Raw genomic sequence first — 26,320 nt, 5'->3', positions numbered from 1 at the left:
ATCGGTAACGACCGTCCCGCCAGCCCGAAAGAGATCGTTACCGCATGCCCGCCGGCGGGCGGCGCAGCACGCGCACGCACAGCGCCATCGCCAGCAGCGAGAACAGCGCAAAGCCCAGGGTCTGACCCAGCAGCACGCCTTCGGGTCCGCCATAGTGCGCCCCCAGCCAGACGAACGGCAACGTGCCCACGGTGGCGCGCAGCCAGCCGATGGCGGTGGCATAGGTGGCATGGCCAAGATTATTGAAGACGGCAATGGACACGAAAAAGAGACTATTGACCGCCCAGGCGAAGCTGCCGTAGCGGCAGAAGAACAGCACCAGCTCGCGGCCTTCGCCGGACACCTGGAACAGGTCTGCGATCCACGGCCCAAGAAGGGCCAGCAGCACGGCGGCGCCAAAACCGTACATCAGCGCCATGGCGGCGGTCAGGCGCACGGTGCGGCGCACCCGGTCCCACTGCCCCGCCCCCAGGTTCTGCCCCAGGATCGGCCCGATGGCGCCGGGCAGCACGAAGAACATCGAATATGACAGTTGCAGCACCCGGTCCACCACGGTGGCGCCGGCCATGACGCTGGAGCCGAAGCCGGCATAGGTGGACGCGGTGAAGATGACGGCGGCAGGCGTGGCCAGCGCGCTCAGGCCGGCGGGCAAGGCAATGCGGCCCACGGCGGCCAGGTCGGCGCCCAGGCGTGCCCGCTCGGGGCGCGCCACCAGCCGGTGCTTGCCGAAGACCAGCCAGCCGCCCAGCGCCAGCGTCGCCACGCGCCCGACGCCGCCGGCCCAGGCCACCCCGACCATGCCGCCGTCCAGCACGAAGATCACCAGCGGATCCAGCACCGCCACGGTGGCCGTGCCGGCCAGCAGCACCCACATGGATTGCCGGCCATGGCCGGCGGCGCGCAGCAGATTGGAGAGCATCATGCCCAGGCCCATCACGGTGGCGAACGGCGCGGTGATGGCCACGTAGGACAGCAACCGCGCCCGCACCTCGGGCGCCAGCCCGATGGCCTGCGTGAACGGGCCGATGGCCGCCAGGTACAGCGCCGCGGACACGGCCATGGCCACTGCCATCAGCACCAGCGAGGCCGCCGCCATGCGGCGCGCTTGCCGCGGATCGCCCGCCCCCAGCGCGCGCGACACCCGCGCCACGCCGCCCACCGTCACGCCCATGGCGACCGAGATGACGGTGAACAGCGTCATCGACCCGAAGCCCACCGCGGCCAGTACCGCCTCGTCACGCAGCGTGCCCAGATAGAGCAGGGTCAGGAATTCCACGCCGAAGACGGCCAGCATGCTGGTCCAGCCGGTCAGCACCATTTCGAGCACGTGGCCGCGCAGCGGTCCGGACACGAAACGCGCGGGCACCGCTGCGGCGCAAGAGGCCGCCGCGCTCGTCAAGCCGCGTCCCTCGCGGTTCGATCCGCTCGCCGTCGGGCGCTCATGCGCCTCATGGACGCGCAGCCGCCGGCGCGAACCAGTATTGCGCCTGGTCGCTGTCGGACGAATACCACGGCAACAGGCCGATGCTGTGGGACTCGCGCTGCACGCTGACCAGCAGCCCACCCTGTTGCGGCCGCAGCAGTGCGACGTAGCGATACACGCCCATGGATTCGTATTGATGCCAGTCGCGCCGCGCCGTGACCCAAAAGCGGCCCTGGGTGCAGCCGGTATAGCGGCTGGCGCCGAACAGGGGCGGGTCGGCGGGATTGACAGGATCCGGGTCGGCGGCCCCGTCGCGTTGCCGCAGCAGCGTTTCATTGCCCCCGCCCCGACCGTCGTCTGCCAGGATGCGCCAGCCCTCGGGCACGCGCTTGAACGTGACGCGGGCCGCGGCCGTGGGCTGCCATTGGCGTTCGGCGGTGTCTTGCAGACCCGGCAGCGCCAGCGCGTTGGCCAGAAAGCGCTGCAGGTCGGACAGACCGGCCACCGAGGCCTTGCCGCCGCGCAGTTCGCCAGCCGCGAGATACGTGCCGGACAGGTCCGGGCACTGGGCCGGGTCCGACGGCAGCACCAGCGGCGCGCCCTGCTTGAAATCCGGCCAGGTCACGCGTACGTCGTCCACGGTGGAGACGCCGCAGGCCGACAGGCTGGCCAGCGCCGCGGCCGCCAACGCCATCTTCATTACCATCGTGTTGTGTCCCATGGCCACGCACTATACCGAAACCCCGCGTTGCCAAGGCCGTGGCGGGCGGGAATAATCGGCGGATTGCCCCTCACCCGCCGCCCCCATGACGCCCTTCAAAGGAAAACTCCGCACCCGGCACCTGGAAATCGTGCTGACGGTGGCCGAGCTGGGCAACCTGTCCAAGGCGGCCACGCAACTGCACAGCACGCAGTCGGGCCTGTCGCGGGCCATCGCCGAAATCGAGGAGCTGGTGGGTGCGCGGCTGTTCGAGCGCACGGCCCGCGGCACCAGTTGCACGCCGCTGGGCGAGGCCATGTGCCGGCATGCCCGCCAATTGTTGACGGGCTTTCGCAAGGCCGAGATCGACCTGGCCGCGCTATCCCGCGGCGACGAAGGCAGCCTGACCGTAGGCTGTTTTTCCATGTTCGCGGGCTGGCCCGTGGCCCAGGCGGCGACGCGCTTTCGCCAGGCCTATCCGCGCATCACGCTCACGCTTGAGATCGGCACGCACGAGCGCCTGATCGAAGACCTGGACGCGGGCGCGCTGGACGTGCTGATCAGCCGTTTTTCGTCCACGGTCAATCCGCAGGTCTATCGGTCGGCCACCTTGCTGGAAGACGCCGTGGTGCTGGCCTGCGGGCCGAACCATCCGCTGGCGGGCCGGCCCGATGCCGACCTGGCCGAATGCGTGGCCTATCCGTGGATCACCGCCCTGCCCGGCAGCCGCATCCGCGGCGAGCTGGAAATGCTGCTGCACCAGGCGGGCCTGCCGATTCCGGATATGATCGGCGCCCTGTCGCTGGAATTCGGCCGCGAAATGCTGCTGGAAGGCCATTATCTGTGGATGCTGCCGGGCAGCGTCGCGGCGGTGCGCGAGGCGCGCGGCGAAGTCGTGGTGCTGGCGGCCCGCCCCGCCCTGCGCAAATCGCCGCTGGCCGCCATCTGGCGCCGCGACCGGCCCAGCACCCGCCAGGCCCGCGCATTCGCGGACACGCTGGCCCAGGCCGTTATGGCTCAAGCCCCCCATCCAGCGCCTGTTAACACTGATTAGGAGCATCCATCCATGTACGACTGGCTCAATGCCCTGCCCAAGGCGGAACTGCACCTGCACCTGGAAGGCTCGCTGGAACCCGAGCTGCTGTTCCGGCTGGCCCGCCGTAACGGCGTGGCGCTGCCGTGGCCCGATATCGATGCGCTGCGCGGCGCCTACAACTACGGCAACCTGCAGGAATTCCTGGACCTGTACTACCTGGGCGCCGACGTGCTGCGCACCGAACAGGACTTCTACGACCTGACCTGGGACTACCTGGTCAAGTGCCACGAGCAGAACGTGGTGCACACCGAACCCTTCTTCGATCCGCAGACCCACACCGACCGCGGCGTGCCGTTCGCCGCCGTGCTGGGCGGCATCAGCCAGGCGCTGGAAGACGGCCGCAAGAAGCTGGGCATCAGCAGCGGCCTGATCCTCAGCTTTCTGCGCCACCTGCCCGAAGAACAGGCCATGCGCACGCTGGAACAAGCGCTGCCCTACCGCGACGCCTTCATCGCAGTGGGCCTGGACAGCAGCGAAAAAGGCTTTCCGCCGCGGCTGTTCCAGCGCGTCTTCGACCGCGCCCGCGCCGAAGGGCTGCCGGCCGTGGCGCACGCGGGCGAAGAAGGCCCGCCGGAATACATCTGGGAAGCGCTGGACCTGCTGAAGGTGCTGCGCATCGACCACGGCGTGCGCGCCGCGGAAGATCCGCGCCTGATGGCCCGATTGATCGACGAGCAGATTCCGCTGACCGTGTGTCCGCTGTCCAACACCCGCCTGCGCGTGTTCGAGCACATGTCGCAGCACAACATCCTGTCGCTGCTGGACGCGGGGGTGAAGGTCACCGTCAATTCCGACGACCCGGCCTATTTCGGCGGCTACGTCACCGAGAACTTCTACGCGCTGTACGAGCACCTGGGCATGAGCCAGGCCCAGGCGCAGGCCCTGGCTGACAACAGCATGGATGCGCGCATCCTGAAGTAAGCGGCTTCGGCATAAACGGCTTCGGCCCCAGCCGTCGCCGGGCCATGCGCAACCCGCATGGCCCGGATCGAAACCAGCATGTCCTGGCCGCCCCGTTCGTCCCTACCATAGTCCGAAGACGGCAATGCCTTCAGGCGTTGCCGCCATGCTGACAACGACAAGGGGCAACACCATGACCGAATCCGTCCAGGCCCGGCTGCGCGCCGGCCTGCTGACCGGCCTGCGCAACGAGAACGGCATCTGCCGTTTCAGCGCCATTCCGTATGCCGCGCCGCCCGTGGGCGCGCTGCGCTTCGCACCGCCCGAACCCGCCCGCTGGGAAGGCCCGCGGGATGCCACCCGCCCCGGCCCCGTGCCGCCGCAGTTGCCCTCGCGCCTGCGCGGCGCCATGGGCGACTTTGACGCGCTGCAATCGGAAGACTGCCTGCACCTGACCGTCTGGACGCCGGCCGCCGATGCGCAGCGCCGGCCCGTGGTGGTATGGCTGCATGGCGGCGCCTGGCAAAGCGGCGCGGGCGCGCTGGACTGGTACGACGGCGCGCGCCTGACTGCGCGGGGCGGCGTGGTGGTCGTGGCGGTGAACTACCGGCTGGCCGCGCTGGGCTGGCTGCACGTGCCGGGGCAGACCGCCAACGTGGGGCTGCTGGACCAGGAAGCCGCCATCGACTGGGTGATGGACAACATCGACGCCCTGGGCGGCGACCCCGAACGCGTCACGCTGATGGGCCAGTCGGCCGGCGCCTCGTCGATCTGCGCCATGCTGGCGCGCCGGCCGCGCTTTGCCCGGGCGATCCTGCAGAGCGCTGCGCTGGGGCGCGGCTTTCGCAGTTCGACGCAGGCCGCCGCGTTGGGCAAGGTTTTCCTGGAAGCGGCTGGCGCCGCCACGCTGCAAGCAGCCCGCGCCCTGCCCGTCGAACGCCTGCTCGCCGCCCAGCAGGCGCCGCAAGTCGTCGCGGCGCTACAGGCCGAGGGCGGCCGCCGCAGCCTGTTCGGCCCGGTGCTGGATGGCCAGGTGCTGCCGGCCGACATCGCCCCGGCCTTGCAACGTGCCGCCGGCCGCGCCGACGTGCTGGTGGCCTATACCCGCGATGAGATGGCCGCGTTTCCCGGCTACGGCACCGGCCCGGACAGCCAGGCCGCCAGCGAAGCCGTGTTCGGCGCGCCATCGCGGCAGTGGGCCGCAGATGCCGCCGCGCAGGGCCGCCAAGCCTGGCTGGCGCGATTTGACGTGGCGCCCACCGAGGCTCTTCGCGCCTGCCACTGCATCGAACTGCCGTTCGTGTTCGGCACCCTGGACGCGTTCGCCAGCGCGCCCATGCTGCACGGCCTGCCGTCCGCGCAGGCGGCCCGGCTGACCGAAACGACGCAGCGCGCCTGGCTCGCCTTCATCCGCGGCGACGCCCCCGACTGGCCGCCCGCGCCGCACCTGCACGCGCTGGACTGAGGCGAATGCCGGCCCGCCACGCGTGGCCACAGCACTGCCGACAAAACACACACAAGGGGAATATCCATGTTCAAGTCTCTCGCGATCTCGCTTGCCCTGCTGCTGCCCGCCGCCGCCAGCGCGGCCTATCCCGACAAGCCGGTCAAGATCATCGTGTCCAACCCGCCGGGCGGTCCGGTGGACGTCATGCTGCGCGTGCTGGCCAGCAAGCTGTCGCAGGCCTGGGGCCAGGCGGTCGTGGTGGAAAACAAACCCGGCGCGTCCGGCATCATCAGCACCGGCGCGCTGGTCAAGTCCGCCCCGGACGGCTATACGCTGGGCATGGTGGTGGCCTCGTCCGTGACCATCGTGCCCTTCGCGGTGGACAGCCTGCCGTTCGATCCGCAAAAGGATCTGCAACCGGTGGCGCTGGTGGCGCGCACGCCGTTCCTGTTCATCGTGCCTGCCGACAGCCCGATCAAGACCTGGCAGGACTTCGTGCGAGAAAGCCGCGCGCGCAACCTGTCGGTGGGTTCGTTCTCGATCGGCACCGCGTTTCACCTGGTGTGGGAGCAGACCGCGCGGCGCGCCGGCATCAAGGCGCTGTATATCCCGTCGTCGTCGTCCGGCAAGACACAGAACGACCTGATCGGCGGCCAGCTCGACGTGGGGCTGGATGCGCCGTCCAGTTCCAAGGGACTGATCGACAGCGGCCGCCTGCGTGCGCTGGCCATCACCAGCCCCGAGCGATTCGCCGGCCTGCCGGACACACCGACGCTGCGCGAATCCGGCATGACGGACTACGCGCCGCAACCGTGGATCGGCCTGATGGCGCCGGCCGGCGTGCCGGCCGACCGGGTGGCGCTGATCCAGAAGACGGTATCGGACATCCTGAAGGAACCCGCGATGAAGGCGCAGATGCAGACGCTGGGCATGATTCCCATCGGCGGCACCGCGCAGGAACTGGCGGACACCATCGCCGCCGACCGGGCCGAGATGGGGCCGCTGATCAAGGAACTGGGGATCAAGCTGAATTGATGACGCCTGCCTGCCCACGCCGTCACGGATGGGCAGGTTGTTCTTCTGGAACCCTGCTTTCTTTCATTGACCGACGGTCAGTCACTAAATAGAATACGGTCTTCCCCCTTTCCTGGTCGATCCGTATGACCCCTAGCCGCCGCCGCGCCCTGGTGCTTGCCGTCAACCTGGGCAGCTTCATCACCATCCTGGACATCAGCATCGTCAACGTGGCACTGCCCACCATGCAGGCCGCGTTGCGTATCGACATGGCCGGCTTGCAGTGGGTGGTCGATGCGTACGCACTGTTCCTGTCCGCCTTCATGCTGTCGGCGGGGCCGCTGGGCGACCGCTACGGCCGCAAGCGCTCGTGGCTGGCAGGCGTGCTGCTGTTCACCGTGGGCTCGGCGCTGTGCGGCGTGGCCGAGAGCCTGCCGATGCTGCTGATCGGACGCGCCGTGCAGGGGGTGGCCGGCGCCTTGCTGATTCCCGGTGCGCTGTCGCTGTTGACGCAGGCCTTTCCCGAGCCGCGCGAACGGGCCCAGGCCATCGGCGTCTGGGCCTCGTGCAATGCCATCTCGCTGATCGTGGGGCCGATGCTGGGCGGCGTGCTGGTGGCGCATTTCAGCTGGCAGAGCATCTTTCTCATCAACCTGCCGGTGGGCGCGCTGGCCATCGGGCTGGGCCTGTGGGGCATCCAGGAAAGCGCACACCCCGAACACGCCGCGTTCGACCCCGCCGGCCAGGCGCTGAGCGTGATCTGGCTGGGCGCCCTGACCTACGGCCTGATCGCCGCGGGCGAGCATGGCTGGCAAGCGCCGGACGCCGTGGTCGCGCTGGCCATTGCCGGCGTCAGCCTGGTCGCCTTCCTGTGGGTCGAACAGAAAGTTGCGCGGCCGCTGCTGCCGCTGGGCCTGTTTCGCGACGCGGGGTTCGCGGTCACCAACTTCGCGTCTTTCGTGTTGGGCTTTGGCGGCTACAGCAGCCTGTTCTTTTTCTCGCTGTACCTGCAGCACGTGCAGGGTCTGTCACCGCTGGCCAGCGGCTGGCAGCTGGCGCCGCAGTTCGTGGCGTCGGGCCTGGTGTCGACCGTGTTCGGCCGACTGAATGCGCGCTTCGGCCTGCCGCGCCTGATGATCGCCGGCTACGGCCTGATCGGCGCGGCCATGCTGGGCATGATGAGCCTGGATGCGCACACCCCCTATGCGCTGACCGGCACGCTGATGGTGGTGCTGGGACTGGGGATGGGGTTGACGGTGCCCTCGACCAGCATGGCCGTCATGGCGACGGTGCCGCGCGAACGCTCGGGCATGGCGTCGGCCACCATGAACGCATTGCGCCAGACGGGCATGACCATCGGCATCGCGCTGCTGGGCGCGCTGATGAGCGGACGCGCGGTCGACAACCTGGCCACGGCGCTGGCGCGCCTGGGCCAGCCGGACGCGCAGGCCGTGGCGCGCACCGCCGTCACGCAGCATGTGCTGCCCGCGCAGCCGGACGGCGTGGCGGCATTGTTTGCCGACGCCCTGGCCAGCGGCTTTCATGCCGCGATGGCGGGCGCCGGTGCGATGTCGGTGCTGGCGGCGTTGCTGCTGCTGATCGTCACGCGCGGCGCGCGGCCGGTGCTGCACGCGGCGTAAATGCGCGCGACGCACCGCGGTTTTCTCGCGCATCGGCGCGGCATTCCAGCCCTCGGAATTCCAGCGCCCGGAATCAAACCACGCCATTTTTAAGCATCGGTAAAAATCGCATCAAGGGGTTGTCGCTCGGGTAAGATTTCCGCCCAATAACAGGTTAACAACCAAGAGGAGACAACCATGAAGCAACGCAATATCGCGTGGCGCCTGGCGCCGTTGGCGCTGGCCGCGCACCTGGCCATGAGCGGACTGGCCACCGCGCAAAGCGCGCCCGGCACGCAAGGTCCGCTGCAGCCCGCGCCCGACGCGGCGCTGGCCGCGCAGATCGACCAGCGCGCCAAGGCCATCGAAGACAAGCTCATCGCGTGGCGCCGCGACATCCACCAGCATCCCGAACTGGGCAACCAGGAAAACCGCACGTCCAAGCTGGTGGCCGACCACTTGCGTGCGCTGGGCATGGAGGTCAAGACCGGCGTGGCGGGCACGGGCGTGGTCGCGGTACTGAAGGGCGGCAAGCCCGGTCCGGTGGTGGCGCTGCGCGCCGACATGGACGCGCTGCCGGTGAAGGAACAGGTCGACGTGCCGTTTGCCTCGAAGGCCAAGGGCACCTACCTGGGCAAGGAAGTGGACGTGATGCACGCCTGCGGCCACGATGCCCACACCGCCATTCTGATGGCCACGGCCGAAGTGCTGGCCGGCATGAAGGACCAGTTGCCCGGCAGCGTCAAATTCATCTTCCAGCCCGCCGAGGAAAGCCCGGCCGATTTCGAGCCGGACGGCAAGAAGATCTGGGGCGCCAAGATGATGGTGCAGGAAGGCGTGCTGGAAAATCCCAAGGTCGACGCGATCTTCGGCCTGCACGTGTCCAGCAGCTACCCGGTGGGCAAGCTGTCGTGGCGCAGCGGCCCGGCAATGGCGGCGGCCGACCAGTTCTGGATCGACGTCACGGGCAAGCAGACCCATGGCGCGCGCCCCTGGTCGGGCATTGACCCCATCGTGGTCAGCTCGCAGATCATCCTGGGCCTGCAGACCATTCCCAGCCGCCAGATCAACAGCATGCTGGAACCGGCGGTGATCACCGTGGGCGCCATCCATGGCGGCAACCGCATGAACATCGTGCCGGACAGCGTCGCCATGACGGGCACCATCCGGACGTACGACGAAGGCATGAAGAAGGACATCCACCAGCGCATCGAACGCACGGCCACGATGATCGCGCAGAGCGCGGGCGCCAAGGCCGATGTGCGGGTGGTCGAGCTGTACAACGCCACCGTCAACAACCCCGGCCTGACCGAGGAAATGGGCCCCACCCTGCGGCGCGTGGCCGGTGAAGGCAACTACGGCCTGCAGCCCAAGTCGACCGCGTCGGAAGACTTTTCCTTCTACCAGGAGAAGGTGCCGGGCATGTTCTTCTACCTGGGCGTGACGCCCAAGGGCACCGATCCGGAAACCGCCGCGCCCAACCACTCGCCGCGTTTCTACGTGGATGAATCGGGCCTGATCAACGGCGTGCGCGCCTTGTCGAACCTGACCGTGGACTACATGGCCCGCGCCAGGAAGGGCAGCTAGCCTCGCAGCCGGCCAGGGCCTGCCCGCGCGGCAGGCCCTCGGACGCACGTGCAAGGCGTGCGTTGCCGACGCACCCGCTGCCTTGCGCGGCGGGCATAAGCAAACCGCCATAAAGTCTTTGTGGGACGCCGCGCGGTTTCCTACAGTACGGCCCTTTGCCGCCAAAGAGCCGTACCGCCATGCCGATTTCCCGACGCCGACTTCTGCTTGCCAGCGCGCTGGCGCTGCCGCTTGCGCGGCCCCGTCCGGCGCGCGCCGCCGCGTGGCCCGAACGCCCCATCCGGCTGGTGGTGACTTTTCCGCCGGGCGGCGCCAGCGACATCGCCGCGCGCATCATCGCGCCGAGCCTGGCGGACCTGCTGGGCCAGGCCATCGTGATCGAGAACCGGCCCGGCGCCGGGTCCACCCTGGGCGCGGCGCAAGTGGCGCAGGCCCCGGCCGATGGCTACACGCTGCTGATGGCGAACTCGGCGCCGCTGTCGATCTCGCCCGCGCTGATGCCGCAACACAGCTACGACCCGCTGACCAGCTTTCGCCATGTCGCGTACATCGGCGCCGTGCCGACCGCCTTTGTCGTGCACCCATCCGTGCCCGTCGAGACCTTCGCGCAGCTGACCGACTGGATCAAGGCGCAGCCCGAACCCGTGCAATACGGCAGCGGCGGCCTGGCCTCGGTCGGCCAGATCGTGGGCGAACTGTATGCGCGCCAGACCGGCGCGCCGCTGCAGCACATTCCGTACAAGGGATCAGGCGCGATGCGCAATGACCTGCTGGGCGGCCAGATCCGCTTCGCGGTCGATGCGCTGCCGCAGAACCTGCCGTTCCTGCGTACCGGGCAGTTGCGCCTCTTGGCCGTCACGACGCAGCAGCGCGTGCCGCAAGCGCCGGCGATTCCGGCGGTGGGCGAACTGGGCTACCCCGGCCTGGTGGCCGAGAACTTCATCGGTCTTTCGGGGCCGGCCGGCTTGCCGGATGCCATCAGCCAGCGCCTGCACGCCGCGTTGACGCAGGTGCTGCAAACGCCCGACCTGCGCGCCAAACTGGAAGGCCAGGGTTTCGTGCTGGCCGACAAATCACCCAGCGAATTCACCGACTTCGTGCGCCGCCAGGCCGATGCCTGGGGGCCGGTGGTGCGTGCTACCGGAGCCAGCCTGTGAGCGCCCGCCGCGTGCTGGTGCTGTTCGGCCACCCGGGCCGTGGCGGCTTCAACGAAGCCGCGGTCGAAGGGGCCGCGCGCGCCGCCCGGGCGGGCCATGCGCTACAGATTGAATGGATCGCCGACAACGATCCGGACCGGCGCACCGAGCGCCTGGCGGACCTGTGCGCGGCCGGGCCCGACCTGGTCATCGTGCACGGCGGCCAGGGCGACGTTCCGGTGGCGCGCATCGCACCGCGCTTTGCGCGCACGCAGTTCGCCATCACCCAGGGCAGCCATCACGCCGCCAACGTGGCTTCGTACGACATCCTGCAGGAACACACCGCCTTCCTGGCCGGCGTGCTGGCGGGGCTGCGCGGCGGCGCGGCGCACTTGTCGGGCGAGCGCGTGCGGCCCGGCCTGAAGGGTCGCGCGGCCTATGCCGACGGCGTGCGCCGGGTGCGGGGCCAGGACCCGCTGACGGGCTTTTGCGGCGACCAGCACGACCCCGTGCTGGCCGGTGCCTGGACTGATGGCCTGGCCGCGCGCGGCGCCCGGGTCGTGTTCGCGATGATGGACGGCGGCCGTGGCGGCATCACCGAGTCATGCCGCCGCCACGGGCTGCGCCAGATCGGCAACGTGCTCGATTGGGTGGCGCGCGATCCGGCCGTATTCCTGGCATCGGCGCTGGCCGATTCCGGCCTGTGCGTGGAACGCGCCGCGGCCGACCATGCGGCCGGGGCGCTGCGGGTGGGCGAGATCACGCATTTCGGTCTGCAAGCCGAGGCCTCGCTGCGCCTGGTGCTGGGCGCGGACGTCAGCGCCGAGGAGCGCCGCATTCTGGATGACTGGTCGGCCCGCTTGGTGCGTGGCGACGTGCAGGTGGCCGGTGACTACACCGGGCAGGAATTTGCGCTGGAAGACTCGGGCGCTTAAGGGCGTCGGATCGCTATCGTGGTTCGGTTGCCACGGCTCGCCGCGCCGGTCGCGCCCCCTGTGAGCGACGCCCCGTTCAGTCGTCCGACCATTCCCACCCATCATTGACGCCTGCCCGCCCCCTCGCTACAGTGACCGCCGACCCTGGCCGGGCAGACCCACCGCCCGCTGGCCCAGCCTTCGACCCCGCGGCTCGCCGCGATCTTCATCCGGAATCTTCCATGAACAGCTACCGCGTCGGCATCGCCGGCTTCGGCGCCATCGGCCAGGCCGTGGCGCAATCCCTGGATGCCGGCCTGCCCGGCCTGACCCTGGCCGCCGTGGCCGTGCGCGACCCCAAGGCCCCGCCCGCCTTCGCCTGGCAAAACGCCAAGCCCACCTTCACCTCCATCGGCGAGCTGGTCGAACACTGCGACGTGGTCGTCGAATGCGCCCCCGCCGCCGTGTTCCGCGAACTAGCCGAACCGGTGCTCAAGGCCGGCAAGAAACTGGTGGTGCTGAGCTCGGGCGCGCTGCTGCGCCACGACGACCTGATCGAACTGGCGCGCGCCCACCAGGGCCAGATCCTGGTGCCGTCCGGCGCCATCCTGGGCCTGGACGCCATCACCGCCGCCGCCGAAGGCGTCATCCACTCGGTCACCATGATCACCCGCAAGCCGGTGCGCGGCCTGCTCGGCGCGCCGTACCTGGTGGACAACAACATCGACATCGCCGACATCACCGAGCCGCGCCTGATCTTCCGCGGCTCGCCGCGCGAAGCGGCCGTGGGTTTCCCGGCCAACCTGAACGTCGCGGTCAGCGTGTCGCTGGCCGGCATCGGGCCGGATCGCACCACGCTCGAAATCTGGGCCGACCCGTCGCTGGAACGCAATATCCACCGCGTCGAAGTGGTGTCCGATTCGGCCTCGTTCTCGATGGAAATCCAGAACATCCCGTCGGCCAACCCCAAGACCGGCCGCATCACCGCGCAAAGCGTCATCGCCGCGCTGCGCAAGCTGACCGGGCCGCTGCGCGTCGGTACCTGAGCGTTCCTTGATGCGACGTTCACCGCCGTCCTGAACGTCGTGCCTACGCAGCGGCCAACGTGCGCGCAGACCCGTGCGCAGCATCCATCGCCCCCATCGTCCACCCGCCCTCGCCATCCAGCGCCAGCCGGTGCGTATGAAACGGGTCCAGCGTGCTGCGATGGCCCACGCTGACCAGCATGCAATCCGGCAGTTCCTGGCGCAGCAGGCTGTACAGCATGTGTTCCAGGCCTTCGTCGGTGGCCGACGTGGCTTCGTCCAGGAACACGATGGCGGGCCGGTTGAACAGCACGCGGGCGAACGCCACGCGTTGCTGCTCGCCGATGGACAGGATGCGCGACCAGTCGGCCGCTTCGTCCAGACGCCCGGCCAGGTGGCCCAGGTTCACTTGCCGCAGCGCGGCCGCCAGGCGGGTGTCGTCACCCGCCTGGGCGTGGCCCGGATACGCCACCGCATCGCGCAGCGCACCCAGCGGCAGATAGGGCCGTTGCGACAGGAACAGCGCCGCCGCGCCCAGCGGCCGCTGCACGCTGCCCTGCGCATACGGCCACAGGCCGGCCAGGGCGCGCAGCAAGGTGGTCTTGCCACTGCCCGACGGCCCCTTGATCAGCAGGGCCTGGCCCGGATGCAGCGACAGATTCAACTGGCGCAACAAGGCCTGCCCGTCGGGCCGCGACACATCCAGGCCGGTGATCTGCAGGCCGTCGGACAAGGGTTGCGGCTCGATGGCCGGCAGTTCACGTGCCGCCGCGTTCGCATCCAGAAAGCCCGCCAGGCGGTTCAGCGTGGCGCGGTACTGGGCGAACGAATCGTACGAGGTACGAAAGAATGACAACGAATCCTGCACCTGGCCGAAGGCCTGCGCGGTCTGCATGACGTCGCCCAGCTTGATGGCGCCGCTGAAAAAGCGCTGCGCCTGCAACAGGAAGGGGAAAACCACCGCCACCTGGCTGACCGCCAGGTTGAAGCCGTCGAACTTCAGGCCCCGATACACCCGCGCCCACAGGTTGGCGATGTAGGCCGAAAACCGCGTCCACAGCGTGGCGCGCTCGACGGCTTCGCCTTGATAGAAGGCCACGTTCTCGGCGTTTTCGCGCAGCCGCAGCAAGGCGTAGCGGAAGTTGGCGGTCAGGCGTTCGGACAGGAAGTTCAAGAGGATCAACGGCCGTCCGATCTTGAAGGCGAACAACGTGGCGACGATGACATACAGGTACACCATGAAGACCATGGCGCGCGGAATCTCGACGCCGGCCACACCCAGCGGCCCGGACAGGTTCCACAGGATGCCCGTGAACGCCACCAGCGACACCATCGCGCTGAGCGCACCGATGGCCAGGCTGCGCGAACCGGTGACGAACATCGAGATGTCCTGCTCGATGCGCTGGTCGGGGTTGTCCACCGGCTCGCCGACGAAGTGGCTGCGGTAGTAGGCGCGCGCGCCCAGCCAGTCGCCGGTCAGGCGGTCGTTGAGCCACACCCGCCAGTGGATGTCGAAAGCCTGGCCGGCGTAGCTGTCGACCAGCGAGCGCACCACGTGCACGCTGGCCAGCACCGAAAAGATGCCCAGGAAGCGCCAGAATGCGGTCGGGTCCAGCGCCTGCAAGGCGCTGTAGAAGCCGTTGTACCAATAGGAAAACAGCACCGTCATGCGGACCGAGAACATCGCCAGGAACAGCAGCGCAGCCAGCGTCAGCAGCGGCCGCCAGCTGCGGCGCGGCGTCAGGTAGGGCCAGGCCAGGCGCCAGAACTTGCGGCCCCAGTCGGTCCAGCGCGACAACGCCAGGGACACCGCCACCAGCGCGATGGCGGTGATGCCACAGGCGCGCGCCAGCCAAAGCGCGCTTTCCCATAACTGCTGCTGCCAGTTCAGATCCATGACATGCCCCTCTAGCGTCGTTTCTGGTTAGAACGACGAAGGGGGGGTAGTTCCGGCGAAAACGCGGTCTTAAGCGTGGCTTAAGCGTTCGGCGGCGCGACTGAAGGCGGACTGAAAGACTGGGCCAGGATAGGCCCGCAGCCAGCTGCGCAGCAACGGCACCATGCCGTGCAAGGCGGCCCTGGCCTTACCGCGCCCCCAGATCCAGATTGGCGAACGTATCCGCCAGCGTCGGCACCGACCGCGCCGGCCAGATGGCGCTGAGGTCGAAGCTGGGCAGGCGTTCGCCGTCGCGCACTTCGCAGAAACGCACGCCGCTGAAATCCAGCGACCGGATCCAGCTGGGCAGCAGCGCCACGCCGCAGCCGCCCGCCACGCAGGCCAGCACGGTCAGGGTGCGGTTGGCTTCCTGCGCGACGTGGGCGTCGTGGCCGCCTTTGCGCATGGCGTCCAGGATGTCGGCATAGAACGCCGGCAATTGCGATTGCGGATACATCACCAGGCCGGCCTGGGCGATCTGCGCCATCGACACCTGGCCGTCCGGCGCAACCTCGAACTCGTCCGGCACGGCCGCCACCAGGCGGTCGCGCAGCAACTGGCGTTCGCGCATGCGGCCGCCCACCGCCACCGGGGTGTGCATCAGTCCGATATCGATCTCGCCGGTCTGCAAGGCTTCGGCCTGCTCGGCGTTGCTCATCTCGCGCAGGATGATGCGCACGCCGGGCGCCTGCCGCCGCATTTCGCGCAGCGCGCGAGGCAGCGTGTTGAACAGTGCCGACGACACCAGCCCCACGGTCAGTTGCCCGGCGCTGCCGCGGCCGATTTCCTGGGCGCGGCGGGCGGCGGCATCGATGCGGGTGACGCTGGCGCGCACGTCTTCCAGGATGGCGATGGCGGCCGGCGTGGGGCTGCTGCCCTGGCGCGAGCGTTCGAACAGGCGCACGCCGAGATCTTTTTCCATGCGGCCCAGCGCCTGGCTGAGCGCCGGCTGGGCAATGCCCAGCCATTCCGAGGCGCGGCTGACGCTGCCGTGGTCGACGACGGCCAGGAAATAGCGCAAATGCCGGGTTTCCATATCAATCCAATATAAATAAAGCGCTTTTACACAATAGAAAACTATACCTGGTGTCCCTACAATCCCGCCTTACAAAACCTTACAGAAGCGTGCGGGCCACTGGCTCCGCACCCGCCCTCAGGAGACCCGCCTTGCCCCCGTCCGCGACCGGCCCCGCCGTCGACACCCACGCCCACGTATTCCGGCAAGGCCTGGCGCTGGCGGACACGCGCCGCCACACCCCCGACTACGACGCCACGCTGGACCAGTACCTGGCCCTGCTGGATACGCACGGCCTGACGCACGGCGTGCTGGTGCAGCCCAGTTTCCTGGGCACCGACAACAGCCACCTGGTCCAGGCGCTGCGTGCGCAACCCGACCGGCTGCGCGGCGTGGCGGTGGTGGACCCCGCCATTACGGACGAGGCGTTGCAGGCCCTGGCTGCGGCCGGCGTGGTCGGCATCCGCCTGAACCTGATCGGCCTGCCCTTGCCCGACGTCGCGGCGCCGGCCTGGCGCCATCTGCTGGACCGCGTCAATGCGCTGGGCTGGCATGTCGAAATCCACGTGCAGGCCGCGCGCCTGGCCGATATCATGCCGGCGCTGCTGCAAGCCGGCTGCCGCCTGGTGGTGGATCATTTCGGCCGGCCCGACCCCGCGCTGGGCGTGGCCGACCCAGGCTTTGCCTGGCTGCTGCGCCAGGCCGACAGCGGCCGCGTCTGGGTCAAGCTGGCGGCCGCGTACCGCAATTGGCCCACGCCCGCCTGTGCCGCATCCGGGCGCGAGGCCACGCAGCAATTGCTGCGCGCCTACACGCCCGCCCGACTCATGTGGGGCAGCGACTGGCCCCACACCGAGCATCGCCACCTGGCGTCCTACCCCGCGGCGACGCAGTGGCTGGACGCCTGGCTCGACGACCCCGCGCAACGGCGCGCCGTTCTCGCCGACACGCCGTTGCAGCTGTTCCAATTCCAAGGAGACCCACGATGACCCCTCTGTTCAAACGCCTCGCGCAGCGCGGCAGCCTGCTGGCCGCCGCCGGATTGCTGGCCGGCGCGGCCGGCGCGGCACAGGCTGCCTATCCCGAGCGCGCCGTCACGCTGGTCGTGACCTACCCGCCCGGCGGCACGGTCGACGTGGTGGCCCGTCTCATCGGCCCCAAGCTGGCGGCCGAACTGGGCCAGCCGGTGGTGATCGAAAACCGCGGCGGCGCCGGCGGCATGATCGGCGGCGCGGTGGTGGCCAAGGCCCAGCCCGACGGCTACACGCTGATGCTGGACGCGTCCAACCACGCGCAGAACCCCGCCCTGCACCCCAAGATGCAGTTCGACACGCTGACCGCCTTTGCCCCGGTATCGCTGCTGCTGCGCGTGCCCAACGTGCTGGTGGTGACGCCGTCGTACGAAGTCAAGACCGTGGCCGACCTGATCAAGCTGGGCCAGCCCGGCGCCAAGGACCATGTCTATTTCGCCTCGGCCGGCCCCGGCTCCGCGCAGCACCTGGCCGGCGAACTGTTCAACCTGCTGGCCAAGACCCAGCTGCAGCACGTGGCCTACAAGGGCGGCGGCCCGGCCATGATCGACGTCATGTCCGGCCAGGTGCCGGTCATGTTCGCCAGCATGGGCTCGGCCTGGCAGCACGTGAAGAACGGCAAGCTGCGCGCCGTGGCCGTGGGCGGATCGCAACGCTCGAAGGCCGCGCCCGACCTGCCCACTATCGCCGAATCCGGTGTGCCGGGCTACGAGACCTATGAATGGAACGCCGTGTTCGCACCCGCCGGCACGCCGCCCGAGATCGTCAACCAGGTCTCGCAAGCCCTGGCCAAGGTGCTGAAGGACCCGCAGATCGCTGAACAGCTCGAAGGCATCGGCGCCGAACCCATCGGCTCGACGCCGGCCGAACTGGATACCTTCCGCCGCGCCGAAATCGAAAAATGGCAACGCGTGGTCAAGGAAGCCGGTCTGAAACTGGATTGAGTACTGCCCGGACCTGGCTGCGTCGCGCGTCCCCGGGATGCCAGGCACGGCCCGACGGTCCGCTACCGGATTGCCGGTCTTGGGGCGCCCTTAGGGGCGCCCGTTTTTTTTGGACGGCTTTTTGGTTGTTTTTTTGGTTTTACGCGGCCCCCCCGATGCGATACAAAGAGCGGATCGAATGCGCCCAGGGAAGTCCGGAACGAGATGAACCACGAAAGCAACGAGCCATCACCGCCCCCGCCCGCCGGCGCGGCCAACCTGGACGGCGCCACGCTCGACGGCCTGGCCGACGGCTTCATCTCGCTGGACCGCACGTGGCACGTGCGCTACGTGAACCCCGCCGCCGAACGGCTGCTGCGCCGCAGCAGCCAAGACCTGGTGGGACAGGCCCTGTGGGATGCCTGTCCCGACCTGGTCGGCACCGGCTACTACGAGGCCTGTCGCGCCGCGCTGCAAACGGACCGCCCGTCCAGCCACACCGGCTATTACGCGCCGCTGGCCACGTGGTACGAGGCCCGCGCCTTTCCCCACGACAACGGCCTGGCCGTGCTGCTGCGCGACGTCTCGCGCGAACGCGAAGAGACCGCCCAGCTCAGGTACCAGGCCACGCATGACTACCTGACCGGCCTGCCCAACCGGCGCCAGTGCATGGAAACGCTGTCCGGCGCCATCGCCGACGCGACGCCGGGGCTGACCGCGCAGAACCCGTCGCTGGCCGTGCTGTTCCTGGACCTGGACCGCTTCAAGGAAGTCAACGACGCCTTCGGCCATGCCGAGGGGGACCTGCTGCTGTGCGACGTGGCGGAGCGGCTGCGCAAGTTCTTGACGCCGTCGATCTTCTGCGCCCGCGTCGGCGGCGACGAATTCCTGCTGGTGCTGCGCGACACCAACGAGCGCGCGGCCGAAGCGCTGGCCAATTCGATCCTGAATGCGCTGTCGCGGCCCAGCGACATCCATGGCCGTTCGGTGTCGCTGGGCGCGTGCATCGGCATCGCGATGCTGAACACGCCCGGCGAATCCGCCGAGATGCTGCTGAACTATGCCGATGCCGCGATGTACGCCGCCAAGTCGGCCGGCCGCTTCCAGGTGCGCCTGTACCACCGCGAACTGATGCAGGGCCTGGGCGCGCGCCTGTCGCTGCGCGGCGATATTCAGGGCGCGCTGACCAACAACCAGTTCGAACTGCACTTCCAGCCGCAGATCAGCATGCACGACGGGTCGCTGTGCGGCGCCGAGGCGTTGCTGCGCTGGCGCCATCCCACCCGCGGCCTGCTGGGCCCGGCCGCGTTCCTGGACGTGATCCTGGATTCGCCGCTGGAATCGGCGCTGACCGAGTGGGTGGCCAATGCCACCTGCCAGCACATCAGCGAATGGCTGGCCGATGCCCTGCCCGTGCCGCGCATCTCGTTCAACCTGTCGGCCCGCCAGTTGGTGGCGCCCAACCTGGCCGGCACCATCGTGCGGCTGGCGCAGGTGCATGGCGTGCCGCCGACGCTGCTGGACGTCGAGGTGACCGAAAATTCGCTGATGAGCGACGTCGAAAAGGCCTCGGGAATTCTGATGGAACTGCGCCAGGCCGGCATCTCGGCGTCGCTGGATGACTTCGGGTCCGGCTATTCCAGCCTGGCTTACCTGGTGCGGCTGCCGATCGACACGCTCAAGATCGACCAGTCCTTCGTCTGGGCGCTGGGCAAAATGCCAACGGCCACCGCCGTGATCCGCGGCGTGGTGCGCCTGGCGCATTCGCTGGGCATGCGCACGCTGGCCGAAGGCGTCGAGACCGAGGCGCAGCGGCAGATGCTGATCGAGGAAGGCTGCGATGCCATGCAGGGGTTCCTCTTCAGCCGCGCCCTGCCCGCCAGCGCGTTTGCCGCGCTGCTGCGCGACTCGCAGTCGTGACGGTGTCGCGCAGGCGCGGCGCCAACCGCTATCATGTCCGGCTGATGTCTGGATGAACCACGATGGAAAAGATACGGCTGGATAAATGGCTCTGGGCGGCGCGCTTCTACAAGACGCGCAGCCTGGCGGTGGACGAGATCGGCAAGGGCCGGGTGCAGGTCAACGGCCAGCCCGCCAAGCCGGCGCGCGAAGTCGGCGCTGGCGACCTGGTCAGCATCCGCAAGGAAGACCCCGCGCTGCACGTGCGCGTGGTGGCGGTCAGCGGCGTGCGCGGCCCGGCGCCGGTGGCACGGCAGTTGTACGAGGAAACCCCCGAAAGCGCCGCCGCCCGCGCCCGCGCGGCGGAAATGCGGCGCCTGGCGCCGGAGCCCGCGCTGGATATCGCCGCCGGCCGGCCGACCAAGCGCGATCGGCGGCTGATCGATCAGATGCGCGGCAAGTAAGCGGCGCGCCTCGCACTCAGCGGCGACGCCGCGCCGGCCCGGCCGACGCGCAGGCCCAGCCCGACGAGCCCGGCTTTACAGCGCCCGCCCCACGATCAGCGAATCCAGCGCCATCTCAGGCTCGGCGCTCTTGCCTTCGTACGGCAGGCGGCCGATCAGGTAGCGCATGGCGTTCAGGCGCGCGCGCTTCTTGCAGTCGGACTTGACCACGATCCACGGCGCATCGGCGGTGTCGGTGTGCGCGAACATCGCCTCCTTGGCGCGGGTGTAGTCGTCCCACTTGTCCAGCGACGCCAGGTCGACCGGGCTGAGCTTCCACTGCTTGAGCGGATGCACCTTGCGTTGCAGGAAACGGCGACGCTGTTCTTCCTGGCTGACCGAAAACCAGAACTTCACCAGGTGGATGCCGCTGGCGACCAGGTTGCGCTCGAAGTCGGGCACCTGGCGCAGGAATTCAAGGTATTCCGCCTGCGTGCAAAAGCCCATCACGCGTTCGACGCCGGCGCGGTTGTACCAGGATCGGTCGAACATCACGATCTCGCCCGCCGTGGGCAGGTGCTGCACATAGCGCTGGAAATACCATTGGCCTCGCTCGGTGTCGGACGGCTTTTCCAGCGCCACCACGCGCGCGCCGCGCGGATTCAGGTGTTCCATCATGCGCTTGATGGTGCCGCCCTTGCCGGCCGCGTCGCGCCCTTCGAACAGGATCACCACGCGCTGGCCGGTCGCCTTGACCCAAGCCTGCAGTTTCAGCAGTTCAACCTGCAAGGCGTACTTCTGCTTTTCGTAATTGCGCCGCAGCATGCGGTGCTTGTAGGGGTAGATGCCCTCGCGCCAATCGGTGGCCAGTTCCTCGTCGGGATTGCGCCGGGCGGCGGGCGCCTGTGCATTGGCTTGCAGCAATGCGCGGTGCACGGCCATCGCGTCGTCGGGCGACAGTTCTTCGATGACCGAGCGCAGCGCCTCGTGGGCCTCGCCGGATTCGCCCACGGTGTAGCGCCGGGCAATGTCGGCCAGCACGGCCGTGGTTTCCTGGCGCGCGGCGACCTCACGCGCGTTGACGCGCTTGCGGGCCGTGACGGCGGGTTCGATGGACGGCAGTTGGGCGACGGCGGCCTCTGCGTGCTTGCTGCGCGAGGCAGACGATGCGGTGCCCGGCGCGCGGCGCGCGGCTTGCGAGCGCCTGGCGGCCGATGCCCGTACCCCGGCGGTGCGCTTGGCGGCGGACTTGGTGGCCGGCTTGGCGGCGATGTCGGCATGGGTCGATTCGGAGGCTTGCGAGGTCTTGTCTGTCATGGATCCCTGTCCTTGCTGCGCGTGGGGCCCGGCCAGTCGCCGGCGACCCGTCAGGAAAAAGCGCAACCCTAACCCGCGCCATGGCGCGGGACGTTGATATGAATCAAGACTTGTAACATCTTTGCAGCCTGCGGCCAGGGTGTCCGCTTTTGCCGGGATCGCCTTGCAGGGATTGGCGCGCTCGTCATACGGCCGGCGCCGCCCGCCGGTACACTGCCGCATCGAATCCGCTTCCCCGACGCCACCATGTGGTCATTCCTGAAAAGGCTGCTTGCCGGCCCGCCTGCCCCGCCCGACCCGTTCGCCGAAACCATCCGCTTCGACGACGCCGGCTTCACACGCGCCAGCGAGCTGGCCGCGCGCATGGGCCTGCGCCAATCGTGGCCCTGGGAAGACGTGCATGAATTCGGCTTTCGCTTTCGGCAGGCCGTGTTTCCGGACCCCTGGCATGGCGACTACATGGAAGGCCTGTGGTACGTGCGGGTGCAGGACGACGGCGCGTTGATGGCGGTGGAATTCGACGAGGACGTGCTGGACGCGCAGGCTTTGCCGCCGGCCCTGCTGCGGCACATGCCGGGCCTGAACCACGAGGTCCTGCGCGCCGGCCTGGCCGCCACGAAACGCGGGCCGCGCCACTTCGACGGCGCGGGCGAATGGGTGGCCTGGCAGCGAGATTCGATTGCGCCGGAAAAGGCCGCACAGTAACATTTACCGCCAATTATTTCTCGCCCCTTCCGCCCGCCGTGGACACGCGCAAAGACCCCATCCTGAGCCTTGAAAGCGAGCCCTCGGAAACGGCGGCGACCCCTGCGCTGGCCGCCGCCCTGCGTACCCCGCCCAGCGCCGGCCGCGCGCTCAAGTTCTACACCTGGGCGATCTACATCGGCCTCTGGTTGATGGCAATCAGCGTGCGGCGTTATTCGCCGTCGATGGATGCCAGCCCGGCAGCGACCGTCGGCTACGGCCTCGGCGCGGCCATCGCGCTGGCGATTCCGCCTGCGGTCGTGATCGGGGTGCTGTCACTGTTCAAGCGCTTGCGCACCCCTCGCAGCCGCATGCGTATCGCGTTCGGCGTGGGCCTGGCGCTCGTGGCCACGTTCGTCACCGTGAGCGCGATGGGCGCCTACCAGCGGGTGCAGAAAGACACCGCCTACGCCGAGATCCGCCATGCCGGCGAGCTGATGCGCACGGCCATGTACGCCGTCGACCATCCGACCGGCGACGTGCCGGACATCGACCCCACCCCCAAGGCCCGCGGCGCCTACGGCCAGATCGAGCGCGGCGTGAAGCTGATGCTGGGCCAGCGCCTGGCGCAATACCGCGCCTACATGAAGGAACTGGACGAGGTTCGGCTGTCGGAACTGTTCATCGCCAACCGTCTGGCGCGCGACCGCGGCCTGGTGGAAAGCCGGCTGATCCTGGAGCAATCGCAGCGCATCGTGCAGAAATACAGCCAGCAGAACCAGAAGCTGCTGGCCGACGTACCCGTCATCATCCGCAGCCTGGACCTGACAGAACAGCAGAAGAACCAGATGATCGAAGGCGCCCTGAAGTCGCGCGCAACCCAGCGGGCAACCCTGGCGCGCAACTGGGACATCGAACGCCAGACGCTGGCCGAGTTCGAAAAGATGATCAACCTGCTCGACGACAACCGCCGGTCGTGGCGCGCCCAGCATGACGAGATCGTGTTCGACCAGGACGCGCTCTTGACGCGCTTCCAGGCGCATCAGTTGACGGTGCGGCGCCTGACCGACGAACGCACCCGGCTGGAACTGCAGCAGTTCGACAACCTGACGTCGGACCTGCGCTGAGGTCAGCTCTGCGCTGACGCAGAACCGGCGCCGTCGCAGGATCGGCGCATCACTGCGTATCCTGCGGCACCACGCCCCCTCGCAGCGCCTACACCCGATCCAGCCCCTGTTTCAGGTCGGCCAGGATATCCGCGGCGGTTTCCAAGCCCACCGACAGACGCAGCAGTCCTTCCGACAAACCATATTTCTCGCGGTCTTCGGCGGTGTAGCTGGCGTGCGTCATCGATGCCGGATGCTGGATCAGCGTTTCCGGATCGCCCAGGCTGACGGCGATGCGCGCCAGTTTCAGGCTGTTGAGCAGACGCCGGCCGGCGTCCAGCCCGCCTTTCAGTTCGAACGCCACCAGGCCGCCGCCCGCCGCCTGCTGGCGCTGAGCGATCTCGGCCCCCGCGGTGCCCGCCAGGCCGGGATAGAACACGTCGGCCACGGCCGCATGTTCACGCAGGAACTTGGCCACCTTCAACGCCGATTCGCTGTGGCGTTCCACCCGCAGTTCCAGCGTCTTGATGCCGCGCAGCACCAGGAATGCGGTGAACGGCGACAACGTCGCGCCGGTGAAGTAGCGCAGGCCTTGCAGCCGGATCGCATCGATATGTTCCTTGCGCCCCACCACGGCGCCGGCCAGCAGGTCGCCGTGGCCGCCCAGGTACTTGGTGGCCGAATGCAGCACGATGTCGGCGCCGTGTTCCAGCGGGCGTTGCAGCACCGGCGTGGCAAAGGTGTTGTCGACAATGGTCAACAAACCCTTGCCGCGCGCAATCGCCGACACCGCGGCAATGTCCACCAGCCGCAGGTTGGGGTTGGCCGGCGTTTCAAAGTAGACCGCGCGGGTCTTGGGGCCGATGGCCGCGGCGACCGTTTCCGGACGGGTGAAGTCCGCGAACACGGCGCGGATGCCCAGGCGCGGCAGGCCCTGCGCGAACAGCGTGAAGGCGGTGCCATAGACGATCTGGTCCACCACGATCTCGTCGCCGCTTTGCAACAGCGACAGCAGCGTGGCCGAAATGGCCGCCATGCCGGATGCCGTCACCACGCCGGCCTCGGCGCCTTCCAGCGACGCCAGCCGCTCTTCCAGCAGCGCCTGCGTGGGGTTGCGGGTGCGGCCATAGACGTAGCCGGCCTTCTCGCCCAGGCGGATCTGGTCGAAGGCCTCGATGCTGTCCTGCGTGTAGGTGGACGTCAGGTACAGCGGCGGCGACAACGCGCCTTGCTCGTCCAGCGGCTCGTAGCCCAGGTGGATGGCGCGGGTGGCAAAACCGTGTTGGGGCGAATCGGACATGAGAAGGCTCCAGGAAAAGTCAGGATGCGGACGGCGCGGCGCGCCCTCAACGCTTGTGGTCGGCGCGGCGCGACAGCCATTCGCCGGTGAATTGCACGATCGACACCAGCGCGATCAGGATGACGATCACTTCGAACATCACGCGGGTTTCATAACGCTCGTAGCCGTAACGGATGGCCAGGTCGCCCAGGCCGCCCGCGCCCACCGCGCCGGCCATGGCCGACGCGTTGATCATGGCGATGACGCTGACGGTCATGCCGCCGATGATGCCGGGCAACGCCTCGGGCAGCAGCACGTGGCGCACGATGTGCCAGCGGCGGCAGCCCATGGCGCGGGCGGCTTCCACCAGCCCGTGGTCGACGTCGTTCAGGCTGACCTGGGCGATGCGCGCAAAGAACGGCACCAGGTTGGCCGACAGCGGCACGATCGCGGCCCAGGTGCCCAGCGTGGTGCCCACCAGCATCCGCGTGAACGGCAGCATCGCCACCAGCAGGATGATGAAGGGAATGGCACGAAAGGTATTCACGGTGACCGACAGCGCCTTGTTCAGGCGCGGCTTGGGGTACAGGTTGCCGGGCGCGGTCACCGTCAGCACCACGGCCAGCGTCAGGCCGGCGATGATGGCGATGGCGGCGGAAATGCCCACCATCGTCAGCGTCTGCAGGAAGGCCTGCGCGTATTTATCAAGCATCGACAGCGACATATCCCAGCACCTTGATCTGATCGGCCACCAGCGCGGCGCGCGCGGCCTCTTCCTGTAGCACCGCAGCGGGCACCGATACCAGCAGGCTGCCCTGGGCATGGCCGCGCAGGCGGTCCAGCCCGCCGTGCAGCAGCGTCGCGCCCGGCCCCAGCGCTGCCAGCGCTTGCAGGGACACGCCTTCGGGGCGGCCCTGGCCGGTAAAGCGCAGGCGCAGTACGGCCACGCCCGACCGGCCTTCCAGGCCTTGCAGGTCGGGCACCAGCCGCGCCGCCAGGTCCGCCGGCAGGTCGTGCTGCAAGGGCCGCAGCAAGGCGCGCGTGGCATCGGCCTGCGGATCGCCGAACACGCGCCAGACGTCGCCGTGTTCCACCTTGCGGCCGCCGTCCAGCACCAGCACCTTGTGGCAGACCTCGCGAATCACCGCCATGTCGTGGGTGATCAGCACCACCGTCAGGCCCAACTTGCGATTGATGTCCTGCAGCAGCGCCAGGATGGACTGCGTGGTTTCCGGGTCCAGCGCGGACGTGGCTTCGTCGCACAGCAGGATTTCGGGGTTATGCACCAGCGCCCGGGCGATGCCCACGCGCTGCTTCTGGCCGCCCGACAGCTTGGCCGGATAGGTATCCGCCTTGTCGCGCAGCCCCACCAGGTCCAGCAACGCATCGACCCGGGCCCGCGCCGCGGCCGGTTTCACGCCCGCCACGCGCAGCGGCAGGGCCACGTTTTCCGCCACGGTCTTGGCCGACAGCAGGTTGAAGTGCTGGAAGATCATGCCGATGCGGCGGCGCAGGCCCACCAGCGCGTCTTCGTCCAGGCTGCCGACGTCCACGCCGTCCACCCGCACCCGGCCGGCGCTGGGCCGCTCAAGCATGTTGATGGAACGCAGCAGGGTCGACTTGCCGGCGCCGCTGCGCCCGATGATGCCGAACACCTCGCCGCGCGAGATCGAAAACGAAATGTCCGACAGCGCTGCCACCGGGCCCTGCGGGCCAGGATAGTGCTTCTGCAGGCCTTCGAAGACGATGTGCGCATCCGGCGCCGCGCCGGCCTCGGCCTGCGCGGCCTCGTGCGGCAGGGAAAACTCGTGTTGGATCATGACGCG

At 68.8% G+C, this 26,320-nt stretch carries 23 protein-coding genes; 15 read left to right on the top strand and 8 right to left on the bottom strand.

The annotated features are described in order from the left end of the window. Positions 1-37: 37 nt before the first annotated feature. On the bottom strand, positions 38-1,351 hold the full coding sequence (locus AC3WMR_RS12385) for an MATE family efflux transporter (RefSeq protein WP_492265252.1): 1,314 nt from the start codon (positions 1,349-1,351) through the stop codon (positions 38-40). 97 nt (positions 1,352-1,448) lie between these two features. Continuing rightward, positions 1,449-2,144: a hypothetical protein gene (locus AC3WMR_RS12380; RefSeq protein ID WP_492265251.1), complete on the bottom strand. Its 696-nt coding sequence runs from the start codon at positions 2,142-2,144 to the stop codon at positions 1,449-1,451. A gap of 85 nt (positions 2,145-2,229) precedes the next feature. Between AC3WMR_RS12380 and AC3WMR_RS12375 the strand changes: the two genes are divergently transcribed. The 9 genes from AC3WMR_RS12375 to AC3WMR_RS12335 all read left to right on the top strand — a co-directional run bounded on the left by AC3WMR_RS12375 (position 2,230) and on the right by AC3WMR_RS12335 (position 12,882). Continuing rightward, positions 2,230-3,177: a LysR family transcriptional regulator gene (locus AC3WMR_RS12375; protein WP_492265250.1), complete on the top strand. Its 948-nt coding sequence runs from the start codon at positions 2,230-2,232 to the stop codon at positions 3,175-3,177. Positions 3,178-3,189: 12 nt separating this feature from the next. Beyond that, positions 3,190-4,140: an adenosine deaminase gene (locus AC3WMR_RS12370; RefSeq protein ID WP_025135719.1), complete on the top strand. Its 951-nt coding sequence runs from the start codon at positions 3,190-3,192 to the stop codon at positions 4,138-4,140. A gap of 172 nt (positions 4,141-4,312) precedes the next feature. Then, on the top strand, positions 4,313-5,584 hold the full coding sequence (locus AC3WMR_RS12365; protein ID WP_492265249.1) for a carboxylesterase family protein: 1,272 nt from the start codon (positions 4,313-4,315) through the stop codon (positions 5,582-5,584). A 66-nt stretch (positions 5,585-5,650) separates the two neighbouring features. Beyond that, entirely contained in the window at positions 5,651-6,601 is a 951-nt protein-coding gene (locus tag AC3WMR_RS12360; RefSeq protein WP_492265248.1) for a Bug family tripartite tricarboxylate transporter substrate binding protein, read from the top strand. Positions 6,602-6,726: 125 nt separating this feature from the next. Beyond that, on the top strand, positions 6,727-8,220 hold the full coding sequence (locus tag AC3WMR_RS12355; RefSeq protein ID WP_492265247.1) for an MFS transporter: 1,494 nt from the start codon (positions 6,727-6,729) through the stop codon (positions 8,218-8,220). A 177-nt stretch (positions 8,221-8,397) separates the two neighbouring features. Further along, positions 8,398-9,786, top strand: a complete 1,389-nt coding sequence (locus AC3WMR_RS12350; protein ID WP_492265246.1) for an amidohydrolase — start codon at positions 8,398-8,400, stop codon at positions 9,784-9,786. 179 nt (positions 9,787-9,965) lie between these two features. Next, a complete protein-coding gene (locus tag AC3WMR_RS12345) occupies positions 9,966-10,943 on the top strand; it encodes a Bug family tripartite tricarboxylate transporter substrate binding protein (protein WP_492265245.1) in 978 nt (325 codons plus the stop codon). After that, on the top strand, positions 10,940-11,857 hold the full coding sequence (locus tag AC3WMR_RS12340; RefSeq protein ID WP_492265244.1) for a BMP family ABC transporter substrate-binding protein: 918 nt from the start codon (positions 10,940-10,942) through the stop codon (positions 11,855-11,857). Before AC3WMR_RS12345 ends, AC3WMR_RS12340 begins: the two co-directional genes overlap by 4 nt. A gap of 221 nt (positions 11,858-12,078) precedes the next feature. Next, a complete protein-coding gene (locus AC3WMR_RS12335; RefSeq protein ID WP_492265243.1) occupies positions 12,079-12,882 on the top strand; it encodes an aspartate dehydrogenase in 804 nt (267 codons plus the stop codon). A gap of 43 nt (positions 12,883-12,925) precedes the next feature. On the opposite strand, the gene AC3WMR_RS12330 is transcribed toward AC3WMR_RS12335, so the two are convergent. Both AC3WMR_RS12330 and AC3WMR_RS12325 read right to left on the bottom strand, forming a co-directional pair. Then, positions 12,926-14,758: an ABC transporter ATP-binding protein/permease gene (locus AC3WMR_RS12330; protein WP_492265242.1), complete on the bottom strand. Its 1,833-nt coding sequence runs from the start codon at positions 14,756-14,758 to the stop codon at positions 12,926-12,928. Positions 14,759-14,945: 187 nt separating this feature from the next. After that, entirely contained in the window at positions 14,946-15,833 is an 888-nt protein-coding gene (locus tag AC3WMR_RS12325; protein WP_492265241.1) for a LysR family transcriptional regulator, read from the bottom strand. 131 nt (positions 15,834-15,964) lie between these two features. Here AC3WMR_RS12325 and AC3WMR_RS12320 point away from each other — a divergent pair, with 131 nt between their 5' ends. From AC3WMR_RS12320 to AC3WMR_RS12305, 4 genes are all read left to right on the top strand, one after another. Continuing rightward, a complete protein-coding gene (locus AC3WMR_RS12320) occupies positions 15,965-16,801 on the top strand; it encodes an amidohydrolase family protein (RefSeq protein ID WP_492265240.1) in 837 nt (278 codons plus the stop codon). After that, positions 16,798-17,787: a tripartite tricarboxylate transporter substrate binding protein gene (locus AC3WMR_RS12315; RefSeq protein WP_492265239.1), complete on the top strand. Its 990-nt coding sequence runs from the start codon at positions 16,798-16,800 to the stop codon at positions 17,785-17,787. The genes AC3WMR_RS12320 and AC3WMR_RS12315 overlap by 4 nt, the downstream gene beginning before the upstream one ends. 204 nt (positions 17,788-17,991) lie before the next feature. Continuing rightward, positions 17,992-19,686 (top strand): putative bifunctional diguanylate cyclase/phosphodiesterase, encoded by a 1,695-nt coding sequence (locus AC3WMR_RS12310; protein ID WP_492265238.1) that lies wholly within the window; start codon positions 17,992-17,994, stop codon positions 19,684-19,686. 62 nt (positions 19,687-19,748) lie between these two features. Next, positions 19,749-20,129 carry an RNA-binding S4 domain-containing protein gene (locus AC3WMR_RS12305; protein ID WP_025135705.1) on the top strand — a complete coding sequence of 127 codons (381 nt, stop codon included), beginning with the start codon at positions 19,749-19,751 and terminating at the stop codon, positions 20,127-20,129. Positions 20,130-20,204: 75 nt separating this feature from the next. Here AC3WMR_RS12305 and ppk2 read toward each other — a convergent pair whose 3' ends face one another. Next, on the bottom strand, positions 20,205-21,425 hold the full coding sequence (gene ppk2, locus AC3WMR_RS12300) for a polyphosphate kinase 2 (protein ID WP_492265237.1): 1,221 nt from the start codon (positions 21,423-21,425) through the stop codon (positions 20,205-20,207). 246 nt (positions 21,426-21,671) lie between these two features. On the opposite strand from ppk2, the gene AC3WMR_RS12295 reads away from it, so the two are divergent. Beyond that, entirely contained in the window at positions 21,672-22,130 is a 459-nt protein-coding gene (locus AC3WMR_RS12295) for a hypothetical protein (protein WP_492265236.1), read from the top strand. Between the two features lie 38 nt (positions 22,131-22,168). Next, complete coding sequence (locus tag AC3WMR_RS12290) at positions 22,169-23,236, top strand: hypothetical protein (RefSeq protein ID WP_492265235.1); 1,068 nt, start codon at positions 22,169-22,171, stop codon at positions 23,234-23,236. An 88-nt stretch (positions 23,237-23,324) separates the two neighbouring features. Here the strand turns inward: AC3WMR_RS12290 and AC3WMR_RS12285 are convergent, their stop codons facing one another. The 3 genes from AC3WMR_RS12285 to AC3WMR_RS12275 are packed head-to-tail and all read right to left on the bottom strand — an operon-like array spanning position 23,325 to position 26,314. Continuing rightward, a complete protein-coding gene (locus AC3WMR_RS12285) occupies positions 23,325-24,515 on the bottom strand; it encodes a trans-sulfuration enzyme family protein (RefSeq protein ID WP_025135701.1) in 1,191 nt (396 codons plus the stop codon). Between the two features lie 46 nt (positions 24,516-24,561). Beyond that, on the bottom strand, positions 24,562-25,218 hold the full coding sequence (locus AC3WMR_RS12280; protein WP_025135700.1) for a methionine ABC transporter permease: 657 nt from the start codon (positions 25,216-25,218) through the stop codon (positions 24,562-24,564). Beyond that, on the bottom strand, positions 25,199-26,314 hold the full coding sequence (locus AC3WMR_RS12275; RefSeq protein ID WP_492265234.1) for a methionine ABC transporter ATP-binding protein: 1,116 nt from the start codon (positions 26,312-26,314) through the stop codon (positions 25,199-25,201). Before AC3WMR_RS12275 ends, AC3WMR_RS12280 begins: the two co-directional genes overlap by 20 nt. Positions 26,315-26,320 lie beyond the last annotated feature (6 nt).

Source organism: Achromobacter sp. FW305-C-28 (assembly GCF_058783235.1).
This window is presented reverse-complemented; position numbering and strand designations above follow the sequence as displayed.